This is a genomic window from Brevibacterium ammoniilyticum, from assembly GCF_038429965.1.
Classification (GTDB): domain Bacteria; phylum Actinomycetota; class Actinomycetes; order Actinomycetales; family Brevibacteriaceae; genus Brevibacterium; species Brevibacterium ammoniilyticum.
The window spans coordinates 32,562-52,665 of the sequence record NZ_BAABNP010000007.1 but is presented as its reverse complement, the minus strand read 5'-3'; the positions used below and the strand labels follow the sequence as shown (position 1 = coordinate 52,665).

The window sequence follows — 20,104 nt, the reverse complement described above, 5'->3', positions numbered from 1 at the left end:
GCGTCCAGAAACCGGCACTGCGTGGGCCAGGCCGACTTCGATCCGACGGTCGGACCGCTACCCGCTCCGGCGAACCACCCGCGCGTCATCCGCGCAGGCGGGTCATCTCCGGGTCGTAGAGCGGTTCGGCGGTGACGGTCGCGGGCAGTCGCTGTCCGAAGTACTCGATTTCGACCTTGTCCCCCACCGACAGGCTGTCCGGCAGCCAGGCGTAGGCGATGGCCTTCCCGATCGTGTACCCGTACGCCGCCGAGGTGACGTACCCGTCCGCGCGCCCAGCATCCGTACCCTGCGACGCCGAGCCCCCGACATACACCGGCTCTTTGCCGAGCACGATGTCACTCGGCACGTCGAGGGTGAGGCACGTGAGCTTCTTCGTCGTCCCCGCGGCCCGCTCCGCCAGTGCCGCCTTGCCGACGAAGTCATCCGTCTTCGACGCCTTGACCGCGAAGCCGAGGCCCGCCTGCTCGGGTTCGTGCTCGCTCGTCATATCCGTGCCGAAGGATCGGAAGCCCTTCTCCAGCCGCAGCGAGTTGAACGCCTCACGCCCGGCGGCGATGATGCCGAACTCCTGCCCGGCCTCCCACAGCACATCCCAGAGCCTGTGCCCGAGATCCGCCGAGGTGTAGAGCTCCCACCCGAGCTCACCGACATAGGACAGCCGCATCGCGGTGACCGGAACCCCGGCGATCGTGATGTGCTTCGTCCGGAAGTACTTCAGACCCTCGTCGCTGAGGTCGTCGTCGCTGACCGTGGCGATGACGTCCCGGGCGCGCGGCCCCCACAGCCCGATGCAGCAGGTCCCCGGCGTCATGTCGCGCACGCTCACCCACTCACTCGGATCGGCTGCAGACTGCTCGCGGGCGGCTCGGGTGATCGCGGCGAGATCGATGTTGCTGTTGGCGCCGACCTGGTAGGTCTCCTCGTCGAGGATGGCCACCGTGATGTCCGAGGTGATCCCGCCGGCCTCATCGAGCAGCAGCGTGTAACTCACCGCCCCGGGCTTGCGCAGCATCGACGAGGTCGTCAGCCCGTGGAGCAGTTTGCCCGCACCCGGTCCCTTGACCTCGAAGCGCTTGAGCGCGGTCATGTCGTACATCGCGACGTTCGTCCGCGTCTTCCACGCCTCGACCGCGGCGATCGGCGAATGGAACTCGTTCGCCCAGTCGTCGCGCTCCGGGGCCCGCCACTCCTCCGGCAGGTCGCCGAGCAGCGCGGCGTTCGCCTCGTACCAGTGCGGCCGTTCCCAGCCGGAGGCCTCGAGGAAGAACGCGCCGAGGCGCCTCTGCTGCTCGTTGAACGGACTGAGCCGCACGTCCCGCGGTGAGATCCGCGGCTGCAGCGGATGGAGGATGTCGTAGATCTCGCGGAAGTTCTGCTGCGAGGTCTCGCTCACGTACTCCGGCGTCGTCTGGATGTCCTCGAACCGGTTGAGATCGAGCCCGGAGAGGTCGGTCTCGGAATGGCCGTGGGCGATGAGCTCGGCCACGGCCCTGGCGACGCCTGCCCCATGGGTCACCCACACTGCCTCGGCGACATAGAACCCGTCGACGTTCCGGGACTGCCCGACCAACGATCCGCCGTCAGGGGTGAAGGAGAAGATCCCATTGAATCCGCGCTGGATCTGCGTCTGCGCGAGCTCGGGGAGGATCTCCTGGCTGATCGCCCATTCGCGTTCGAAGTCCTCGGGAGTGAACGTCAGCGACGAGGGCATCCGCTCGTCGGTGATCTCATCGGGCGAATACCGCGGCAGCGTGTCGAGGTCGACGGGCATGGGGCGGTGCGCGTACGAGCCGATGCCGATCCGCTCGCCCCACTCCCGGTAGTAGAGGTCCTCGTCCTGGTAGCGCAGGATCGGGGCGCTCGCCCCCTTCGGCAGCTCGTTCTTGCCGACCAGACTCGGCACCTCCGTCGACCACGCGAACTGGTGGGCCAGGGGCAGCAGCGGGATCGGGGTGTCGGCCATCGCGCCGATCTTCGGGCCCCAGAACCCGGCACACGAGACGACGATGTCGGCGGGAATCCGCTCGTCGCCGGAGTAGACGGCGGAGACCTTCCCTCCCGTGTGGTCGATGCCGGTCACGACCGTGCGGTCGCGGAACTCGACCCCGGCCGCACGTGCCCGTTCGATGACGAGCTGGGTTCCCTGCGCAGCGAGCGCAAGCCCGTCACCGGGGGTGAAGAGCCCGCCGAGGACCTTCTCCGCGTTGAGCATGGGGAACAGCTTCAGGGCCTCCTCGGCGTCGACCACCTCGGCGTCGACACCCCATGACCGGTTCCAGCCGGCCCGCCGCTCAAGGTCGCGGAGGCGTTCGGGGGTCGTGGCGATCTCGAGCCCGCCGACGGGCAGGAACGAGCCGCGTCCGTCCGGTCCGGTGAGCGAGGTGAGCTTCTCGATCGTGTACTGCGCGAACTCCGTCATCGACTTCGACGGATTCGATGAGAAGACGAGGCCCGGAGCGTGCGAGGTCGATCCGCCGGGGATCGTCAGCGGTCCCTGCTCGATGACAAGCGTGTTGGTCCAGCCCAATCGGGCGAGTTCGTCGGCGAGGTTGGCCCCGACGATGCCTGCTCCGATGATGACGACCCGTGGGGAGGGATTCGACACTGGGTTCTCCTTGCTGTGGTGAGGCTGCGATGGAATTGGTAGTGCGCTCAGGCGTCGATGACGAGGTCGGTCTTCGCCGTCGAGCAGCAGGGAAGGAACTTCCCCGCGTCGATCTCGCGGGCACGGATGCCGCCCTGATGGTTCATCTCAACCTCTCCTTCGAGTCTGACGACCTTGCACGAGCCGCACATGCCCTCCTGGCAGTTCGCCCCGATGCGCACCCCGGCCTTCCGGGCCGCGTCAAGGATGACGACGTCCGGGGCGACTCGGACGTTGATCCCCGACCGGAGGAAGGCCATGGTGAGCTCGCCTTCTCCCACGGTAGCGAAGCCGTCCGGGTCTGCGGGTCTCGATTCGCCATCGACTTCGGTCTCCCCTGCCCCCGCCTCGGCGAGGGCGGCTGGGGCGTCGACGGGAACGGCGGCGTCGGCGGGCACGGCCTCGAGCGGGGCACCGACCGTCTCGACGGCGCCGCCGGAGTCGTGCTCGGGTTCGTAGAGGTCGAAGGCGGAAGGCTGCTGCTCGTAGTACTCCTCGGCCGAGGACGCGAACTCCTCCGCGATCTCCCCGGCCAGGGCGACCTCCTCGGCGTATTCGAGGCGGGTGGCACGGTCGCCGGAGAAGAACTCCATGAAGATCGAGGTGTCGTCGACGCCGACGCGGGCGAGGCACTCGGTGGCCGTGTTGAGGTATCCCTCCGGCCCGCACGCGAAGACCTGGCGGCCGTTGGCGTCGGGGACCACCTCGTCGAGGAGATCGGCAGACAGTCGCCCGGCCCTGCCCGTCCACTTCGCACTCCCCTTCTTCGTCGTCTGCTTCCGATCGCCGAGGCAGTAGACGACCTGGATCCGGAAGTCGGCCTTCTCGAGGAAGTCGAGTTCGTCGGCGAACGCGAAGCGGTCGGGCGCCGAGCCGTGGTAGAGGAGGATGACGTCGGCCTGGCCCGGAAGCGAGTGGACCGTGCGGATCATCGACATCAGCGGGGTGATCCCGGCCCCGGCGGCGAGCAGGAGGTAGCGGGCGCGCCGGTCGTAGTCGGCGAGGTGGAAGGCCCCGACGGGTCCGAGCATCTCGAGCACCGTGCCCGGTCGGATCGACTCGTGCGCCCACGGGGAGACGAGGCCTGCCGGGTCGCGTTTGATCGTCACGGAGAACGTCCACGGTTCGGTCGGGGCGGACGAGATCGAGTAGCTGCGGGACTCCGGCTCCGCCTCGGCACCGTAGATGGGGAAGTCGATGTTCATGTACTGCCCCGACCGGAACGCCAGCGGCGCCCCGTCCATGCGGCGGAAGACGAAGGTCATCATGTCCCCGGCCTCGGGGATCGTCTCGACGCATTCGGCGGTGAACTCCTGGGGATGCCACGGACCGAGCGCGGTCGCGGCCCCGGCCGGTCCCGCCGTCGACCCGAGCACCCGGTTCCACGGCATCTCGAGGCCCCGGATCCGCTGCGCGAGCGGGATCGTGGGGTCGTCGACCACCCTCATTCCACGTGCTCCCGCATCCGGTCGATGTACCAGCCGATGAAGGCCTCGACCTGGTATTCGCTCTTCATGTACGGCCCCTGCTCGTAGAAGGGGCTGCCGGCGCCGGTCTGGCACAGCTCGACGAACGCCTTGTCCTGGAGGTTCGTCTGCTTCCACGTGTGGGTGAGCGTCTCGAGGTCGTAGTCGACGCCTTCGACGGCATCGTCGGCGACGAGCCAGGTCGTGCGCACGAGCGTCTGGTGCGGGTTGATCGGGTACGCCCCGAAGGTGATGACATGATCGCCGAGGAGGTGGAACCAGCTGTTGGGCTGCAGGTGCATCGAGCACCGCCCGAGCCGGAAGTCCGGCAGATCGCCGAGGAGCTTCTTCGACAGCCGGCGACCGTCGGCGGAGAAGGACTCCCCTGCCCCGTCGAGGGACTCCCGGGAGATGCGGATGCCCGCGACCCGGCCGAGATCCTCGATGACCTCGTAGGGCAGACCGTAGCGGCGGCACCGGAACTCCAGCGCCGCCTGCGCGGCCTGGTTGCGCTCCCACACATCGGTCAGATGCGTCGGCACCGTCTCATCGGTCAGCCCCCACGTCGGGAAGAGCGAGCACGCGAGCTCGGGGTGGCCGTCGCAGTGGTAGCACTCGCGGTTGTTCTCCATGACGAGCTTCCAGTTGCCCTCCTCGACGATGGTCTGCTGGTAGGCGACCTTCGTCTTCGCCAGCTCGTGCGGGGCGATGTAGGGGGCGAACAGCTGCGCCACCTCGGCGAAGTCGGTGGGCGGATCCTCGGCGAGGCAGAGGAAGACAAGGCCGGCGACGACCTGCACATGGGCTCGTTTGAGTGCATAGCAGGCCTTGTCGAAGGTCATCTCCCCCGGCGCCGAGGCGTGGATGAGGTCGCCGTCGGGCGAATAGGTCCACGAGTGGTAGCCGCACACGAGGTTGCCCGTCGTGCCCGAGGACTCGGTGAGGACGCGGGCGCCGCGGTGCCGGCAGACGTTGTGGAGGACGTTGACCCCGCCGTCGTCGGTGCGCAGGACGATGAGCGAGTACGGCCCGTAGTCGAGGGTGACGTAGTCGCCGGGTTCGGGGATTTCGGCGACGCTGCACGCGAAGACCCAGTGCTGGGAGAAGATCGCCTGCATGTCGAGGTTGAAGAGGTTCGCGTCGGTGTAGAACGGAGCCTCGAGTGAGAAGCCGGTGCGTCTGGTGTCGAGGAGCAGCCGGATCTCGTCGAGGCGCTCTTCGGTCATCCCTGCGGGGAAGCCCTTCTTCGTCGGTGCCAGATTGGTAGCGGTCAAATTCCCATCTCCCTTGATCCCCTGAGAATGCGCGCGGTCAGGGATGCCGTCTGCTCGTGGTCATCGCTGCCTCCGGCTGCCGGGCACGCCCATCGCCCGATCCCGCCGCGTCGCTGCTGTCACGATAGAACAGCCGAACACTGCGGGAAAAGCGCGAGATTCCGAAGAACAACATGCAGGAAAAGTGCATAATGTGAGCATGATCGATCCGCGTCTCATCACGCTGCGGACCTTCGCCGCCTCGGGCACGATCGCGGCCACCGCCGAACTCACCGGATACTCCCCCTCGGCAGTGTCCGCGCAGCTGCGCGACCTCCAGAATTCGCTGGGGATGACGCTCCTGACCAAGGACGGGCGGGGACTGCGGCTGACCGCGACGGGCAGGTACCTCGTCAGGCGTTCGGACCGGCTGATCTCCGTGTGGGAGGAGATCCGCGCCTCGTCGTTCACCGCCGGGGACCAGGCGCCTTCCCATTTCGGCATCGGCGGCTTCTCGACCGCCTCGGCGAACCTGCTCGCCCCGCTCGCGGCACACCTCCGCAGCACCCATCCCGACGTCAAGGTCCACGTCGTCGAGGCGAGCCCTTCGCGGTGCTTCGACCTCCTCGTCGCCGAGCGCATCGACCTCGCCGTCGTCGTCTCCCCGCAGGGCGACGCCCGGGTCGAGGACGACGCCCGGTTCGAGAAGATGGACCTCCTCGACGACCCGCTCGACGTCATGGTGCCCTCCGATCATCCGGTGGCCGGACTCGATGCGGTCTCGCTGTCCGAGCTCGCAGGCGAGGACTGGATCACCGCGGTGCCGGGCTCGCCGTACCATGCGCTCTTCATCGCCGCGTTCACGGCGGCCGGGGTGACGCCGACGATCTCGCACGAGTCCGTCGAGTGGGAGACCTCGGCCGCACTCGTCGGCGCCGGCGTCGGGGTCAGTCTCGTTCCCCGGCTCGCGAACCTCTCCGGCGAGGACAACGTCACCCGCGTGAGGCTGACGGGAACGGGGCGTCTGAGCAGGAAGATCATCGCGGCCGTGCGCACGGGCAGCCGGGGCTCACCGCTCATCCGCGAATCCCTGCGGCACCTGCGGGCGACCTCGCAGCGGATCCTGGCGACCCGCCTCGGCGAGACGGACTGAGACGCCGGATCTCCGCCCTCGGTATGCCCTTTCGGCCTCGCGTGGGTTCGATTAGCGTGGCAAGCGACGGGGTGTTGACAAACGCTTCCCTGCGCAACGAGACTGACACCACGTCTGATACAAGACTGATATTTCAGGAGGCCGTTCGGCACTCCCGCCGATTTCGCCTCACGATTCCGTCCGAACGGAGACTCAACGATGAGCAACAGGGCAATCAGCTACGCAGGTCCAGGCAAGGTCGAGGTCATCGACACCGACTACCCCGAGTTCGTCCTCAAGGACGGCCCCGGCGTCAATCCCGCCAACGTCGGCCGCAAGGTCGACCACGGCGTCATCCTCAAGACGGTCGCGACGAACATCTGCGGCTCCGATCAGCACATGGTCCGCGGTCGCACCACTGCGCCGGAAGGGCTCGTGCTCGGCCATGAGATCACCGGCGAGGTCGTCGAGGTGGGCCGTGACGTCGAGTTCGTCAAGGTCGGCGACCTCGTCTCCGTGCCCTTCAACATCTCATGCGGCCGCTGCCGCAACTGCAAAGAAGGCAAGACGGGCATCTGCCTCAACGTCAACCCCGACCGGCCCGGATCAGCCTACGGCTACGTCGACATGGGCGGCTGGGTCGGCGGGCAGGCCGAGTACGTGCTCGTGCCCTACGCCGACTGGAACGTGCTGAAGTTCCCGGACAAAGAGCAGGCGATGGAGAAGATCCTCGACCTCACGATGCTCTCGGACATCTTCCCCACCGGTTTCCACGGCGCGGTCGGTGCGGGCGTGCAGGTGGGGTCGACGGTCTACGTCGCCGGTGCCGGTCCCGTCGGACTGGCGGCGGCCACCTCGGCGCTGCTGCTCGGTGCCGCCGTCGTCATCGTCGGCGACCTCAACGAGGACCGGCTCGCGCAGGCTCGCAGCTTCGGCTGCGAGACGGTCGACGTCTCGAAGGGCGATCCGAAGGATCAGATCGAGCAGATCCTCGGCACCCCCGAGGTGGACTGCGGCATCGACGCCGTCGGCTTCGAGGCGCGCGGGCACGGCAAGGATGCCAGCCACGAGGCCCCGGCCACCGTGCTCAACTCGCTCATGGACATCACGCGGGCCGGCGGCAGCCTCGGCATCCCCGGGCTCTACGTCACCGGTGACCCCGGCGCCGTCGACGAGGCGGCGAAGGAGGGGTCGCTGTCGATGCGCTTCGGCCTCGGCTTCGCGAAGTCGCACGTCTTCGTCACCGGCCAGTGCCCGGTGATGAAGTACAACCGCGGCCTCATGCAGGCGATCCTCCACGACAAGGTGTCGATCGCGAAGAACGTCAACGCGACGGCGATCTCGCTCGAGGATGCTCCGCAGGGCTACGCCGACTTCGACTCGGGGGTGGCGAAGAAGTTCGTCCTCGACCCGCACGGCCTCATCCGCGCCTGAGCGGAAAGCCGCGCGCTGAGAGGGCAGCGCCCACACTCATCGAGACCGCCACTTAGCGTCGAGACCACCTGTCACACGGTGCAGTCTCGGCGCGAAGTGGCGGTTTCGACGCGATCCGCTCGACGACGAGCGCAGTGCGGCGACCCCTTGTCGCCGCACTGCGCGCACCCCTCACCGGAAGTTCGGGACGACCTCGTCGATGAAGAGCTGCAGGGACGCCTTCTTCTCCTCGTGGGTGAGAGCGTTGTCCGACCAGAAGCTGTACTCGTCGTAACCGAGGTCCTCGTAGTGCCTGATGCGTTCGGTCACCTCGGCGGGGGTGCCGATCATCGCGGACTTGTGCAGTGACTCGAGTTCGAACTCTGGGCGATCGGCGAATCGCTCCTCCGGCGTCGGGTCGAGGAACCCGTTGACGGGGTCCTTCTTCCCGAACGCCCACGCGGAGAACGTCCGGTAGTACTTGTTGATCCCGGCGGCCCCGACCTTCCAGCCCTCGGGGTCTTCGGGCGAGTGGAGGTAGGTGTGCCGGAGCACCATGATCTCCGGTCGCTTCTCCACCTCGGGGTGCGCTGCGAGCGCGGTCTCGAACTTGTTCATCAGGTCCTCGACTTCGCGGTCGTCCTTCATCAGCGGAGTGACCTGGACGTTGCAGCCGTTGGCCACGGCGAAGTCGTGGGTCTCGGGACTGCGTGCGGCCAGCCAGATCGGCTGTGTCGGCTGCTGGACGGGCTTCGGCACGGCGGTCGAGACGGGGAACTGCCAGTGCTTGCCCTCGTGCGCATAGTCGCCCTGGAGCAGGGCCCGCATCGCAGGCACGAGCTCGCGCAGGTACTCGCCGCCGTCAGCCGCCGGCATTCCGCCCGCCATCCGATCGAACTCGAACTGGTAGGCGCCGCGGGCGATGCCCACCTCGGCGCGGCCGCCGCTGATGACGTCGAGGAGCGCGACCTCGCCGGCCGCGCGCAGCGGATGCCAGAACGGGGCGATGATCGTTCCCGAGCCCAAGCGGATCGTCGACGTCTGTGCGGCGAGCGCGGCAAGCTGCTGCATCGGTCCAGGTGAGGCGACGTACTCCATCGAATGGTGCTCGCCGATCCACACTGTCCCGAAACCGCCGGCCTCGGCCAGCTGCACGAGTTCGACGAGGTTCTGCCAGTGCTGCTCGGCGCTGATCGAATCGTCCCAGCGTTCCATGTGGACGAAGAGGGAGAAGCGCATGAGTGGTCCTTTCCTTCGGTTCCGGGTCACCCCGGAACACTGCTCAGTGTGTGTCTGTGTCTGTCGGCCGGTGATCGTGTGCTCCGTGTCCGCGTCCGCCCGGCATCCGCGGATCAGTAGCTCGCTGTCCGCGTCCGGCTCCTCACCCCCGCAATGGCGGGGCAACTCACCCTCAGCCGGCGCTTTCGCGTTCGGCGATCGTCGTGTTCGTGCGCGACCAGAGTTCCTTCTCCACTTCCCGCACGATCACGGTGATGTTCTCGTCGGCGGCGCCTGTGGTCGCAGCGGCGACCTCGTGGACTCCGGCGATGAGGGCCCGCAGCTGTTCGGGCGTGCGACCTCGGCCGATCGAGATGTCGATGAGCGGCATGTCCTCACCTTCCCAGCACGAAGGGGTCGGCGACCGGCCCTTCGTCCGTATTGATCCAGATGCTCTTGAGCCGGGTGTACTCGTGCATCGATTCGATGCTGTGCTCGATGCCGACCCCGGAGTTCTTGAACCCCTGTCGCGGCGACATCGGGGACATGGCCCGGTACATGTTGATCCAGATGGTCCCGGCCTCGAGCCGCTGCGACATCCGCATGCTCCGGGCCAGGTTCGTCGTCCACACGCCGGCGGCCAGTCCGTATTCGGTGTCGTTGGCGAGCGCGAGGACCTCCTCCTCGGTGTCGAAGGGCATGATCGCGGCGACCGGCCCGAAGATCTCCTCCTGGGCGATGCGCATGTCGTTCGTCGTGTCCGTGAGCACGGTGGGCTGGAAGAAGTAGCCGGGCAGATCGACGTCGGGTCGTCCCCCGCCGTAGGCGATCCGTCCGCCCTCTTCAACGCCGATCCCGACGTATTCGCTCACCTTGTTCAGCTGCGCCTCGAAGGCGAGTGGGCCGAGCTCGGTCTCCGGGGCGAGCGGGTCGCCGATGACGATCGAGGCGGCCCGCGCGGTGACCTTCTCGAGCAGTTCGTCGTAGATCCCCCGCTGGGCGAACACCCGTGATCCGGCGATGCACGTCTGCCCTGCGGCGGCGAAGATGCCGGCGATGACGCCCATCGCGGCATTGGAGACGTCGGCGTCGTCGAAGACGATGTTCGGGCTCTTGCCTCCCAGCTCGAGCGTCGATCCGATGAATCGCCCTGCCGCCGAGGCGGCGATCGCTGCCCCGGTCCGCGTCGATCCCGTGAAGGAGATCTTCGCAAGCTTCGGGTTGTCGACGAGCGCCTGTCCCGCCTCGGCGCCGAGACCGGTGACGACGTTGACGACGCCCGCAGGGAAGCCCGCCTCATACGCGAGTTCGGCGAGGCGGAGGATGGTGCGCGAGGTGTACTCGCTCGGCTTGATCACCGTCGTGTTCCCGGCGGCCAGCGCCGGGGCGAGCTTGGACAGGGTCAGCGTCATCGGCGAGTTCCACGGGGTGATGAGCCCGACGACGCCGAGCGCCTCACGCTGGGTGAAGTTGATGACCTCGGGTGAGTTCGTCGGGATCTGCGAACCTTGGACCTTGTCGGCCAGCCCACCGAAGTAGTAGAGGTACTCGGGCAGTCCTTTGAGCTGTCCGGTCATCTCCCGCAGCAGCTTGCCGTTGTCCTGGCTTTCGAGCCGCGCGAGTTCCTCGGCGTTCTCCCCGATGAGGTCGCCGAACCTCCGCAGCAGGTGACCCCGCTGGGTCGGTGTCGTCCGCTGCCATCCGGTGGATTCGAAGGCCGCTGAGGCGGCATCGACGGCCCGTGCGACGTCGGCTTCGGTGCCGCGGGCGAATTCGTAGAGGGTCTCAAGCGTGGCGGGGTTCGTGCTCTCGAGGTAGTCGCCGTCAGCCGGGGCACGGTGCTCACCGGCGATGAAGTGGTCGAGCCTGATCGTCATGTCCGGCTCCTCTCTGTGGTCGATGGCGTCGATGAAGGCGATGTGGACGTGCTGTTCCGGGCCCGGAGGTCGATGAGGTTCTCGAGGCGGTCGGCGAGGTCATCGGGATGGGTGACCGGCAGCATGTGCCTGGCACCGGGCACGATGGCGACCTCGGCATCGGGTATCCGGCGGGCCAGCCGTCGGCTCATCTCCGGTGTCGATCCCGGGTCGAGTTCGCCGGTGATCGCGAGCGCGGGCACGGAGATCTCCGGCAGTCGGGCGGCGATGTCACGGTCCCCGGTGGCGAAGACCGCGTACGCGTGCAGGTAGGAGTCGGGGTCGTTGGCGAGCAGCACGGCGCGCGTCTCCTCCCTCCAGGCGGCTGTCTCCTCGGCCTCGCCCGCGGGAAACCACCGGTCGAGGGCGCGGTCCATGCTGCCGGCGAAGTCCCGCGCCGCACCGTCGAGTCGGGCCTGCACTGCCGCAGCCTCCTCGTCGGTGCGCTCGGCGACCGAACTCACGCACGTGAGGCTGCGGACCCGGCCGGGCTGGTCGACCGTGAGCCGCTGCGCGACGAGCGCACCCAGGGAGAACCCGACGAGGTGCACGGGTCCGGCAGGCAGCCGAATGGCGACGTCGGCAGCCATCTCGGCCAGGGTCGTCGGGGAGGTCAGCGCAGGCCGCTCACCGTGACCTGGCAGGTCGAGCGCAACGGTGGGGCGCCCGAGCCGCTGTTCGACTCGGCCCCACACGCTGCGATCGAGCCCCACCCCGTGCAGCAGCACAACGGGGACGTCATTGTCTTCCCGCATCGCGTCGCCGCCTACTGGTCGGCGGCGAGCGGCGCCAGGCGCTGCTGCGGTCGGCCGCCCGTGGACCCGGCGAGGGCGACGAGGATCTCGTCGGCGTGCGGGGCGTCGGAGACCCTCCACTCGAAGGTCTGGTGGTGCGAGCGGATCGTCGCATCGGTGAAGTGCTTGAGCGGGATGTCGAAGACCGCCCCCGCCTCGGCGCGCTTCTCCACGGCCGGCAGCAGGGTGCTCGCCGAGGCGGCGTCCCGGAAGTGATTGCCGAACTTGAGGGTGTGGATGAGTGCTGAGCCGTGCTCGATCTCTCCGCCCTGACCGACGATCGCCGCCTTGCCGTAGGCTTCGAGGTCACCCCCGAGCGCTTCCATGACGCGGGGGGCGAGCAGGGCGCCGAGTTCGCTGGCGGTGGCGTCGATGCCGGGACCGAGGTCCTCGACGAATCCCTGACCGTGCCACGGGTTCTCGATGACGGCGGCGACGGCGGCGACCCGGATCGGCGGGTCGACGGTGCGTCCGCCTTCGGTGAGGACGTCTTCGACGACGGTGGTGAGCTTGCGGATCTTCATGGGAGGAGTCCTTTCAGGATGTCGGTGGTCACGGTGCCGTCGGTGCGGCGGTCGCCGATCCGCGCGAACGGCCGAGGACCGTTCGCGGCGGCGGCGATCACGCAGATCTCGTCGGGCTGTGGGGCGTCCGGGAGTCGGACGTCGATGGACTGGTAGTGATCCCGCGAGGTGGCGTGGGTCTTGTGCCACATGGGAACGCGGATGCTCGCCGAGGCGGCCGCGCGGCCGTCGGCGAAGCAGAGCACCGAGGTGCCCTCGAGCAGCTCCCGCATGATGTTGCCGAAGAACGGGGTGTGGATGAGGGCTCCGGCGTGCTCGAGCTCCCCGGCCGTGCCGACGACGGCGGCTTTGCCGAAGGCCTCGACCGCTGTCGCAGGTCCGATGGCTGCGAGCAGGCGATCGGTGAGGACCTTCGCGAGGACCGGGGCGATCGCCTCGGTCTCGGGTGCGAGGTCGGCATCGGGTCCGGTGCCGATCCACGGGTTCCTCAGCACGGCCACGGCGGCCGCCTGCACGAGGGGGCGGTCGAGCGGGGTCCCTGCCTCGGCCATGGTCTCCTCACGGTTGAGGGTGAGGGATCGGACGCCGAGGCTGCGGGCGAGGTCGTCGAAGCTCTGCGGACGGGCGTCGGGTTCGGCTGCGGATGCGGCAGTCGGCACAGCTGACTGGGACTGTGCGCTCACCGGTCCTCCTCCTGCTCGGAGAGCTCATGCTGTTCGCTCAGCGACAGGAGCGCAGCTCTGCTCGAGGCGTTGACATGCTCGCGCATGGCGATCTCCGCGCCGAACCAGTCCTTGTTCTCGATCGCCTCGATGACGGAGTGGTGCTCTCCGACCGATTCGCTCAGCCGGCCCGGGCGCTGCACGGCGCGGAGCACGATGCGGTGGTAGGCGAGCTGGTGCATGAGCCGTTCGTAGGTCTCGGCGAGCTTGATGTTGTCGGCGCCGCGGACGAGGGTCGCGTGGAACTCGTGGACGAGCCGCGCGTAGGTGTCGGCGTCCCCGGCGAGCGCGGCCGCATCGGACGCGTCGGCATTGTCCTTGAGCATTGCGAGCTCCGGGATGGCCCCGCGCCGGGCGAAGAGGTTCGCCGCCAGCCCCTCGAGGGATTCCTTGAGCTGGAAGAGCTCGACGATCTCACGTCGCTTGGGTCGCCTGAGGAAGGTGCCGACGCGCGGTCGGATCTCGACGAGGCCTTCGTATTCGAGCTGCTTGAAGGCCTCCCTGATGGGGGTGCGGCTGACGCCGAAGGACTCCGCGAGACTCGATTCGGGAATCATGTCCCCGGGTTCGTAGCCGTCGCTGAGGATGAGCGCCCGCACCCTGTCGAGGAACGACTCGCTGGCCTGAACATCGGAAATCTGTTGCATACAAGAAACGTACTTGCATACATCGACAGATGTCAACAATCTTGACCAATCCCAGTATTCACGGACTTAACCGAATCTATTGACGGATGCATAGCGGTCATTCTATGGTCTCTGGTATGCAACAAACACATGACACCGCCCTGCGGGGTGTGAAGCAGACCATCACCGACGCCTGGCACGCCGTCTGGGACAGCGACGATCTCGACGCCTTCGATTCGCTCGTCACCGACGACTACGTCCGTGTCTCGACGAATTCCGGCCAGGCGAAGGACGCGCAGGCCATCAAGGACGAGATCCGGGAGATCCGTTCGGCCTTCCCCGATCTCACGACGACGATCGACCACATCCTCATCGAAGGCGACGAGGGTGCGATCTACTGGCATTCCGTGGGAACGTTCACCGAGCCGATGGGCGACGTCCCGCCCACGGGTCAGCAGGTGACGACGCACGGTTCGAACCTCATCACCCTGAGGGGGTCGCGGATCGCCCGCGAGGAGGTCACGTGGGACGCCCACGAGCTGCTCGCCGACCTCGGGCTCAAATCCCTGTCGTCGGCCTTCGAGGCCGGCCCCGAGGACGTCGTCACCGATGACCTGTCCGGACGCCCGTCGGCGGACTCGCTCAAAGCGTTCAACCGCCAGTTCATCACGGGCGTGACCGTGGTGACGACGACCGACGACGAGGGCAAACCCCGCGGCCTGGCGGTGAATTCCTACAACTCCGTCTCCCTCGACCCGCCGCTCGTCCTCGTCTGTGTGCAGAAGACCTCGTCGACCTATCCCGCGCTGTTCCGGTCGACGCATATGGGCATCAACATCATGAGCCGCAATCAGCGGGAGACGATCGGCGTCTTCGCTTCGAAGTCGCCCGACAAGTTCGCCACCCTCGACTGGCATGCCGGAGCCAACGGCTCTCCGCTCATCGACGGTTCGGCGGCATCGATCGAGGTCGAGATCAAGGAGCGCTTCCAGGCGCTCACCCACACCGTCTTCATCGGTCGCGTGCGCAGCGCGGAGACCTCCGAGGACTCCCCGATGATCTACAAGGCCGGCAAGTTCTTCGACAGCGAGGACCTCAGCTCACTCGACTGACACCTTCTCACCTCCGGCTCTCCCCTCGAGCCCCGGACTTACCCCGGTCCACCTCATCACAGCCTGACCCATCCCTGCATCAACCGGGCGCCAGAACGATTCACAAGGAAGTGGAGTTCGCCATGCAGTACGAATCCGGTCAGTCCGACGCGGAGGACAGCGCGTCGAGACCACAGCACCGCCACGCTCAGCTGCCCGGCCACGGCATGGATTTCCCCGGCGGCATCTCACCGGCCATGGCCGAGGCGAACGCGCTCCGCCACCGACCGGGGTCGGTGTTCTGGATCTCGATCGCCGGGGTCGCCGCATTCACCCTGTGGGGAGTCCTCTCCCCCGACGGCATGGCCACGACGATGACGAACGCGATGAACTCCGTCGCAGCGAGCGTCGGCTGGACCTACCTCATCGTCCCCCTGGGATGCATCGGCCTCCTCCTCTACCTCGGCTTCGGACGCTTCGGGCGGGTCCGCCTCGGCGCCGAGGACGACCGTCCGGAATTCAGCACGTGGGCCTGGCTGGCGATGATCCTCTCCGCCGTCATGGGCATCGGGCTCATCAGCTACGGCGTGGCCGAACCGATCTCGCACTTCACGACCCCGCCCCACGATCTCGCCGCGCCCGGCACCACCGAGGCCGCCGTCGTCGCGCTGCAGTACTCGTACTTCGACTGGGGTCCGCACGCGTGGGCGGTGTTCGGGGTCTTCGGACTCGCGATCGCCTATTCGACGCACAAGCGCGGGAACACAGGCCTCATCTCTCCGATGCTGCGGCCGCTGTTCGGCAAGGCGATGGGCGGATGGCTCGGCAAGCTCGTCGACATCATGGCCGTCGTCGCCACGCTCTTCGGCACGACCACCTCGCTGGGCCTCGGCGCCTCGCAGATCTCCGAGGGACTCAACCGGGTCTTCGGGATCCCCAACGAGCTCTTCGTCCAGATCATCATCATCCTGGGCATCACCGTCGTCTTCACGCTCTCGGCGCTCTCCGGCGTGAACAAGGGCATCAAGTTCCTCAGTCAGACGACCGCGGTGCTCTCGATTTTCCTCGGCCTCTTCGTCCTCATCGTCGGTCCGACCGGGTTCATCGGCAACCTCTTCTTCCGCGCGACCGGCCAGTACCTCGGCGAGTTCTTCACCATGAGCCTACTCACGCCGCTGACCTCCGACGCCGTCGGCTGGTACCAGTACTGGACGTACTTCATGATGGCGTGGTGGCTGAGCTGGGGCGCGTTCGTCGGGGTCTTCCTCGCGAAGATCTCCAAGGGACGCACCGTGCGGCAGTTCGTCCTCGGCGTCATGGGCGTGCCGAGCCTCGTCTTCTTCGCCTGGTTCACCGTCTTCGGCGGGACCGCGATCAAGATCGACATGGACGGCGGCGGACAGATCGGCAAGGCGGCCGCCGAGAACGTCAACTCCGCGTTCTTCGAAACCCTCGGCAACCTGCCCTGGACGGGACTGACCTCGGTGATCGCGATCATCCTCGTCGTCCTCTACTTCGTCTCCGGAGCCGACGCGAACACCTTCGTCCTCAGCATGCTCACGTCCCGCGGCACGCTTGAGCCCAGCCGCTGGGTGCTCACCGTCTGGGGTGTGCTCACGGGTACGACGGCGATGGTGCTCTTCTTCGCCGGTGGGCTCGCGGCTCTGCAGCAGGCGGCGATGCTCTCGGCGCTGCCGTTCGCGATCATCGTCGCCCTGCTCGGGATCTGCATCGTCAAGACCCTCCACGAGGATCATTCGATGGACGCGTACCGCACGGTCAGGCGCAAGGACCTCCCCGAGGAGTTCGCCACCACCGAGGTGTGAGGCGGGACAGCCTCGCTTCACTGCCCACACTCATCGAGACCGCCACCTAGCGCCGAGACCGCCAGTCACAAGCTGCAGTCTCGGCGCAAAGTGGCGGTCTCGACGCTTCAGCCGGCCTCGTCGGCGAGGCGGGCGAAGGCGAGGTGGGCGAGCGCGGCGGCCTGATCGCCGAGCAGCGCATCGTCGAACTGCACCCTCGGCGAATGGTTCGTCTCGGCATCGGGATCGATGCCCTCAGGGGTGGCGCCGAGGAAGACGAACGCGCCAGGCACCTTCTCGAGCACGAACGAGAAGTCCTCCGAGCCCATGCGCGGATGCTCGAGCACTTCGACCTTCTCCTCCCCGAACATGCCGCGCAGGCGCGAGACGGTCAGCTCCGCCTCGGCGGGGTCGTTGACGGTGACGGGGAAGCCAACCTCGAAGTCGACGGTCGCCGTGCACCGGTGGGCGCGGGCGATGCTCTCGACGATCTCGGGCACGCGCTGCTGGAGGAGGGCGAGCGAGTCGGCGGAGAGGAAGCGGATCGAGGCGGCGAGCTTCGCCTCGTCGGGGATGACGTTCGTCGCCTGCGCGCCCTCGAGCTGGGTGACCGAGACGACGACAGGGTCGAAGATGTCGAACGACCGCGTCGTCATCGTGTTGAGCGCCAGCGCGATCTCGGCGACCGCAGGCACGGGGTCCCGCGTCGACTGCGGCTGCGAACTGTGACCGCCGGCCCCGTGGACGGTGACGTGGAGATCGGCGAACCCGGCCATGAGCGATCCCGGTCGCGTCGCGAACCGGCCCCGTTCGGCGGCCTCGACGTGGATGCCGTAGGCCGCGACCACTGGGACCCCTGCCGCCTCGAGCACGCCTTCGGCGATCATCGGCTCGGCCCCGCCCTCGACCTCCTCGGCGGGCTGGAACATGAAGGTCACCGAGCCTGACAGTTCGTCGCGGTGCGCGGCGAGCAGCTTCGCCGCCCCGACGAGCCCGGCCGTGTGCATGTCGTGCCCGCATGCGTGCATGTTCCCGTTCGTCGACGCGAAGTCGAGCCCGGTCTCCTCGACCACCGGGAGCGCGTCCATGTCCCCGCGCAGCAGCACCGCAGGTCCGGGCTTTCCGCCCTTGAGGACGGCGACCACCGAGGTGAGCGCGCTGCCCGTGCTCACCTCGAGTCCCAGCCCCGCGAGCTCATCGAGCACCTGCGCCTGCGTGAACGGGAGGTCGTAGCCGAGTTCGGGATTGGCATGGAGGATGCGGCGCAGGACGGCGAGGTCGGGCTGGAGGGTTCGCGCTTCGCTGCGGAAATCGGGGATCGTCATGGTCCCGATCCTAGTTCCGTCGATGCCGAGGCCACGTGCGCGTCCATCCCCACCGTCCCCCACCTGTCCGCAGACACCAACCGACCCTCGTGCTCGCCCCGGAATCGGCGTAGCGTGAACGGCACGCACCCACCGTCCGCCCCCACCGCCGGGATCCCGCTCGAAAAGGAGTCCACATCGTGCGCATCATCATCACCCAGAACACCACGCTCGACGGTCGGGTCGAGATGCTCGATGACTGGTTCGATCCGCAGGCCCAGGACGACGAACTCCTCGCCGAGGTGCGCAGCCAGACCGCACGAGAGCAGATCCTCCTCCTCGGGCGACAGACGTTCGAGGACTTCCGCGGCTTCTGGCCCCGGCAGACCGCCGACACCACGGGCATCGCGGCGCAGCTGAACAAGGTCGACAAATGGGTGTTCTCGACGACGATGACCGATCCTGAGTGGGAGAACTCGCGGATCATCGCCGACGACCCGCTGCTCGCCGTCGCCGCACTGCGCGAGCAGCCCGGCCTCGACGCGATCCTCACCGGCAGCATCAGCCTGGCCCACACGCTCATCACCGCCGGCCTCGTCGACGAGTACCGCATGTTCACCTACCCCGTGTGGCAGGGTCGCGGCCGCGGCTTCTTCCCCGGCGGCCACCCGCAGCCCCCGCTCGCCCTCCTCGACTCGCGATCGTTCCGCAGCGGCGTCGTCTACTCCGCCTACACTCCCGCAGGTCAGGTGCCGACAAGCCTCTGATCTCCCCCGCCGAGGCGGTTCCCCAGTTCCCAACTCCCCCGCCGAGGCGGTGCGGAAGTTCCGACCGACCCTCGCCGACTCCCGCTCTACGCGGTGCCGAACATGACCTGTCTACCGTCCGGGTCGGCCACCGTGACGACGACGTCGTCGATCGCGGTCGGGATGATCCCGGCGGCATCGAGCCGGTCGAGGAACGCGGTGCGGTCGTCGATGCGGAAGTAGAGGTGGGTGAGGTTCGACGCGGGAACGGTCGGGTGGGTGTAGTCGGCGAACGCCTCGGCGTCATGGAGGGCGAGCTGGATCCCACCGACCTCGAGGACGTAGTACGTGTACTCGTCATCGCCGGCCGCACTGAGCTCGAGCCCGGCGATGTCGCGGTAGAAGTCCGCCGTGTCCTCGAGTTCGCCGCAGGTGAGGAACACCCCGCGCAGCTTCGCGTCCATGCGCGCAGTCTAGACCCTGCTCAGCCCCGGCTCCCACTGCGCGTTCAGGTTCGACCCCGCGCGCTCAGGCCTTGATGATCCCGAACTGTTAGCGTGGACGGCTGAATCGTTAGGAGTGAGTGTGCAGAGGATCAAACGCTGGGTCGGCGTCGCTATGGCCTTCTCGATCATCGCGGTCGCCGGGTGCAGCGCAGCCGGCAGCGGCGGCAGCCCCGAGGAGACCGCCGGAGCCGAGCAGTCCCAGACCGGTCAGTCCCAGGACGGCAAGCCGAACACCGACAGCATCCCCGAGGTCGTCGCCGAGGTCAACGGCGAGAAGATCACGAAGGACGACTTCGTCCCCCTCTTCGAGACCCAGTACCAGCAGATGATGGTGCAGGCGCAGCAGGCCGGTCAGCCCGTCGACGAGGAGGGGCTGAAGAAGCAGACGGCCGAGAACCTCGTGAGCACGAAGCTGCTCAGCCAGGAAGCCGACAAGCGCGGGATCAAGGCCTCAGATGATGATGTGACGAAGGCCCTCGACGAGGCGGCGGCCTCGAGTCAGATGAGCACGGAGGACTTCCTCGGCGCCATGAAAGACCAGGGCATGGACGAGAAGAAGGTCCATGAGGAGCTGGGCACCCAGTTGAAGATCGAGGATCTCATCGTCGACGAGTTCGGCGAGTTCGAGGTCACCGATGAGGAGATCGGCGCCGCGTACCAGCGGGCGAAGGACCAGCAGGAGCAGATGGCCGCGCAGTCGGGTCAGGAGGCGCCGGTGCCTTCGCTCGAGGAGATGCGACCCCAGCTCGAGGAGCAGGTCAAGGGCGAGAAGTCGACCGAGGCGACGCAGAAGTTCGCGGGCGACCTCCGCGAGAAGGGCGACGTGACGATCAACCTCTGATACCGGCGCCTACGGAATCCGTCGTGACAACCTCACCTGAGGACAACCTCGGCGAGGATGCCCATGCCTGCGCCGATCCCAGGCGTAGTGGACATTTCAA

The 20,104-nt window shown here is 67.5% G+C and carries 18 protein-coding genes; 6 read left to right on the top strand and 12 right to left on the bottom strand.

The window, feature by feature from the left end:
- Positions 1-85 precede the first annotated feature (85 nt).
- Genes AAHA49_RS09710 through AAHA49_RS09700 form a run of 3 tightly spaced genes read right to left on the bottom strand, consistent with a single transcriptional unit; the run spans position 86 to position 5,339 of the window.
- Entirely contained in the window at positions 86-2,608 is a 2,523-nt protein-coding gene (locus tag AAHA49_RS09710) for a GcvT family protein (RefSeq protein WP_342038104.1), read from the bottom strand.
- Between the two features lie 47 nt (positions 2,609-2,655).
- Complete coding sequence (locus tag AAHA49_RS09705) at positions 2,656-4,095, bottom strand: 2Fe-2S iron-sulfur cluster-binding protein (protein WP_342038103.1); 1,440 nt, start codon at positions 4,093-4,095, stop codon at positions 2,656-2,658.
- Positions 4,092-5,339, bottom strand: coding sequence for an aromatic ring-hydroxylating oxygenase subunit alpha (locus AAHA49_RS09700; protein ID WP_167560344.1), 1,248 nt, complete (start codon positions 5,337-5,339; stop codon positions 4,092-4,094). Before AAHA49_RS09700 ends, AAHA49_RS09705 begins: the two co-directional genes overlap by 4 nt.
- A gap of 247 nt (positions 5,340-5,586) precedes the next feature.
- On the opposite strand from AAHA49_RS09700, the gene AAHA49_RS09695 reads away from it, so the two are divergent.
- Both AAHA49_RS09695 and fdhA read left to right on the top strand, forming a co-directional pair.
- Positions 5,587-6,519 carry a LysR family transcriptional regulator gene (locus tag AAHA49_RS09695; protein ID WP_167560288.1) on the top strand — a complete coding sequence of 311 codons (933 nt, stop codon included), beginning with the start codon at positions 5,587-5,589 and terminating at the stop codon, positions 6,517-6,519.
- A 198-nt stretch (positions 6,520-6,717) separates the two neighbouring features.
- Entirely contained in the window at positions 6,718-7,932 is a 1,215-nt protein-coding gene (gene fdhA, locus AAHA49_RS09690) for a formaldehyde dehydrogenase, glutathione-independent (protein WP_009380155.1), read from the top strand.
- 171 nt (positions 7,933-8,103) lie between these two features.
- Here fdhA and AAHA49_RS09685 read toward each other — a convergent pair whose 3' ends face one another.
- The 7 genes from AAHA49_RS09685 to AAHA49_RS09655 form a co-directional block, all read right to left on the bottom strand.
- A complete protein-coding gene (locus tag AAHA49_RS09685) occupies positions 8,104-9,150 on the bottom strand; it encodes an LLM class flavin-dependent oxidoreductase (RefSeq protein WP_342038102.1) in 1,047 nt (348 codons plus the stop codon).
- A 172-nt stretch (positions 9,151-9,322) separates the two neighbouring features.
- Positions 9,323-9,520, bottom strand: a complete 198-nt coding sequence (locus tag AAHA49_RS09680; RefSeq protein ID WP_009380157.1) for a tautomerase family protein — start codon at positions 9,518-9,520, stop codon at positions 9,323-9,325.
- Between the two features lie 4 nt (positions 9,521-9,524).
- The gene (locus tag AAHA49_RS09675) at positions 9,525-11,006 is read right to left on the bottom strand and encodes an aldehyde dehydrogenase (RefSeq protein ID WP_009380158.1); all 1,482 of its coding nucleotides are present in this window, start codon (positions 11,004-11,006) and stop codon (positions 9,525-9,527) included.
- The gene (locus tag AAHA49_RS09670) at positions 11,003-11,800 is read right to left on the bottom strand and encodes an alpha/beta fold hydrolase (protein WP_342038101.1); all 798 of its coding nucleotides are present in this window, start codon (positions 11,798-11,800) and stop codon (positions 11,003-11,005) included. Before AAHA49_RS09670 ends, AAHA49_RS09675 begins: the two co-directional genes overlap by 4 nt.
- An 11-nt stretch (positions 11,801-11,811) precedes the next feature.
- Positions 11,812-12,363 (bottom strand): amino acid synthesis family protein, encoded by a 552-nt coding sequence (locus tag AAHA49_RS09665; protein ID WP_009380160.1) that lies wholly within the window; start codon positions 12,361-12,363, stop codon positions 11,812-11,814.
- Complete coding sequence (locus AAHA49_RS09660) at positions 12,360-13,046, bottom strand: amino acid synthesis family protein (protein ID WP_009380161.1); 687 nt, start codon at positions 13,044-13,046, stop codon at positions 12,360-12,362. The genes AAHA49_RS09665 and AAHA49_RS09660 overlap by 4 nt, the downstream gene beginning before the upstream one ends.
- The gene (locus tag AAHA49_RS09655) at positions 13,043-13,732 is read right to left on the bottom strand and encodes a GntR family transcriptional regulator (RefSeq protein ID WP_009380163.1); all 690 of its coding nucleotides are present in this window, start codon (positions 13,730-13,732) and stop codon (positions 13,043-13,045) included. Before AAHA49_RS09655 ends, AAHA49_RS09660 begins: the two co-directional genes overlap by 4 nt.
- Before the next feature lie 116 nt (positions 13,733-13,848).
- Here AAHA49_RS09655 and AAHA49_RS09650 point away from each other — a divergent pair, with 116 nt between their 5' ends.
- Both AAHA49_RS09650 and AAHA49_RS09645 read left to right on the top strand, forming a co-directional pair.
- Positions 13,849-14,823 (top strand): flavin reductase, encoded by a 975-nt coding sequence (locus AAHA49_RS09650; protein ID WP_051995598.1) that lies wholly within the window; start codon positions 13,849-13,851, stop codon positions 14,821-14,823.
- Positions 14,824-14,945: 122 nt separating this feature from the next.
- A complete protein-coding gene (locus tag AAHA49_RS09645; RefSeq protein WP_100227522.1) occupies positions 14,946-16,628 on the top strand; it encodes a BCCT family transporter in 1,683 nt (560 codons plus the stop codon).
- 107 nt (positions 16,629-16,735) lie between these two features.
- Here the strand turns inward: AAHA49_RS09645 and AAHA49_RS09640 are convergent, their stop codons facing one another.
- Entirely contained in the window at positions 16,736-17,932 is a 1,197-nt protein-coding gene (locus AAHA49_RS09640) for a M20 metallopeptidase family protein (RefSeq protein WP_009380171.1), read from the bottom strand.
- 179 nt (positions 17,933-18,111) lie between these two features.
- Between AAHA49_RS09640 and AAHA49_RS09635 the strand changes: the two genes are divergently transcribed.
- On the top strand, positions 18,112-18,678 hold the full coding sequence (locus tag AAHA49_RS09635) for a dihydrofolate reductase family protein (protein WP_009380172.1): 567 nt from the start codon (positions 18,112-18,114) through the stop codon (positions 18,676-18,678).
- A gap of 86 nt (positions 18,679-18,764) precedes the next feature.
- Here the strand turns inward: AAHA49_RS09635 and AAHA49_RS09630 are convergent, their stop codons facing one another.
- Positions 18,765-19,121 (bottom strand): VOC family protein, encoded by a 357-nt coding sequence (locus tag AAHA49_RS09630; RefSeq protein ID WP_009380173.1) that lies wholly within the window; start codon positions 19,119-19,121, stop codon positions 18,765-18,767.
- A 121-nt stretch (positions 19,122-19,242) separates the two neighbouring features.
- Between AAHA49_RS09630 and AAHA49_RS09625 the strand changes: the two genes are divergently transcribed.
- Entirely contained in the window at positions 19,243-20,004 is a 762-nt protein-coding gene (locus tag AAHA49_RS09625; RefSeq protein ID WP_009380174.1) for a SurA N-terminal domain-containing protein, read from the top strand.
- Positions 20,005-20,104 lie beyond the last annotated feature (100 nt).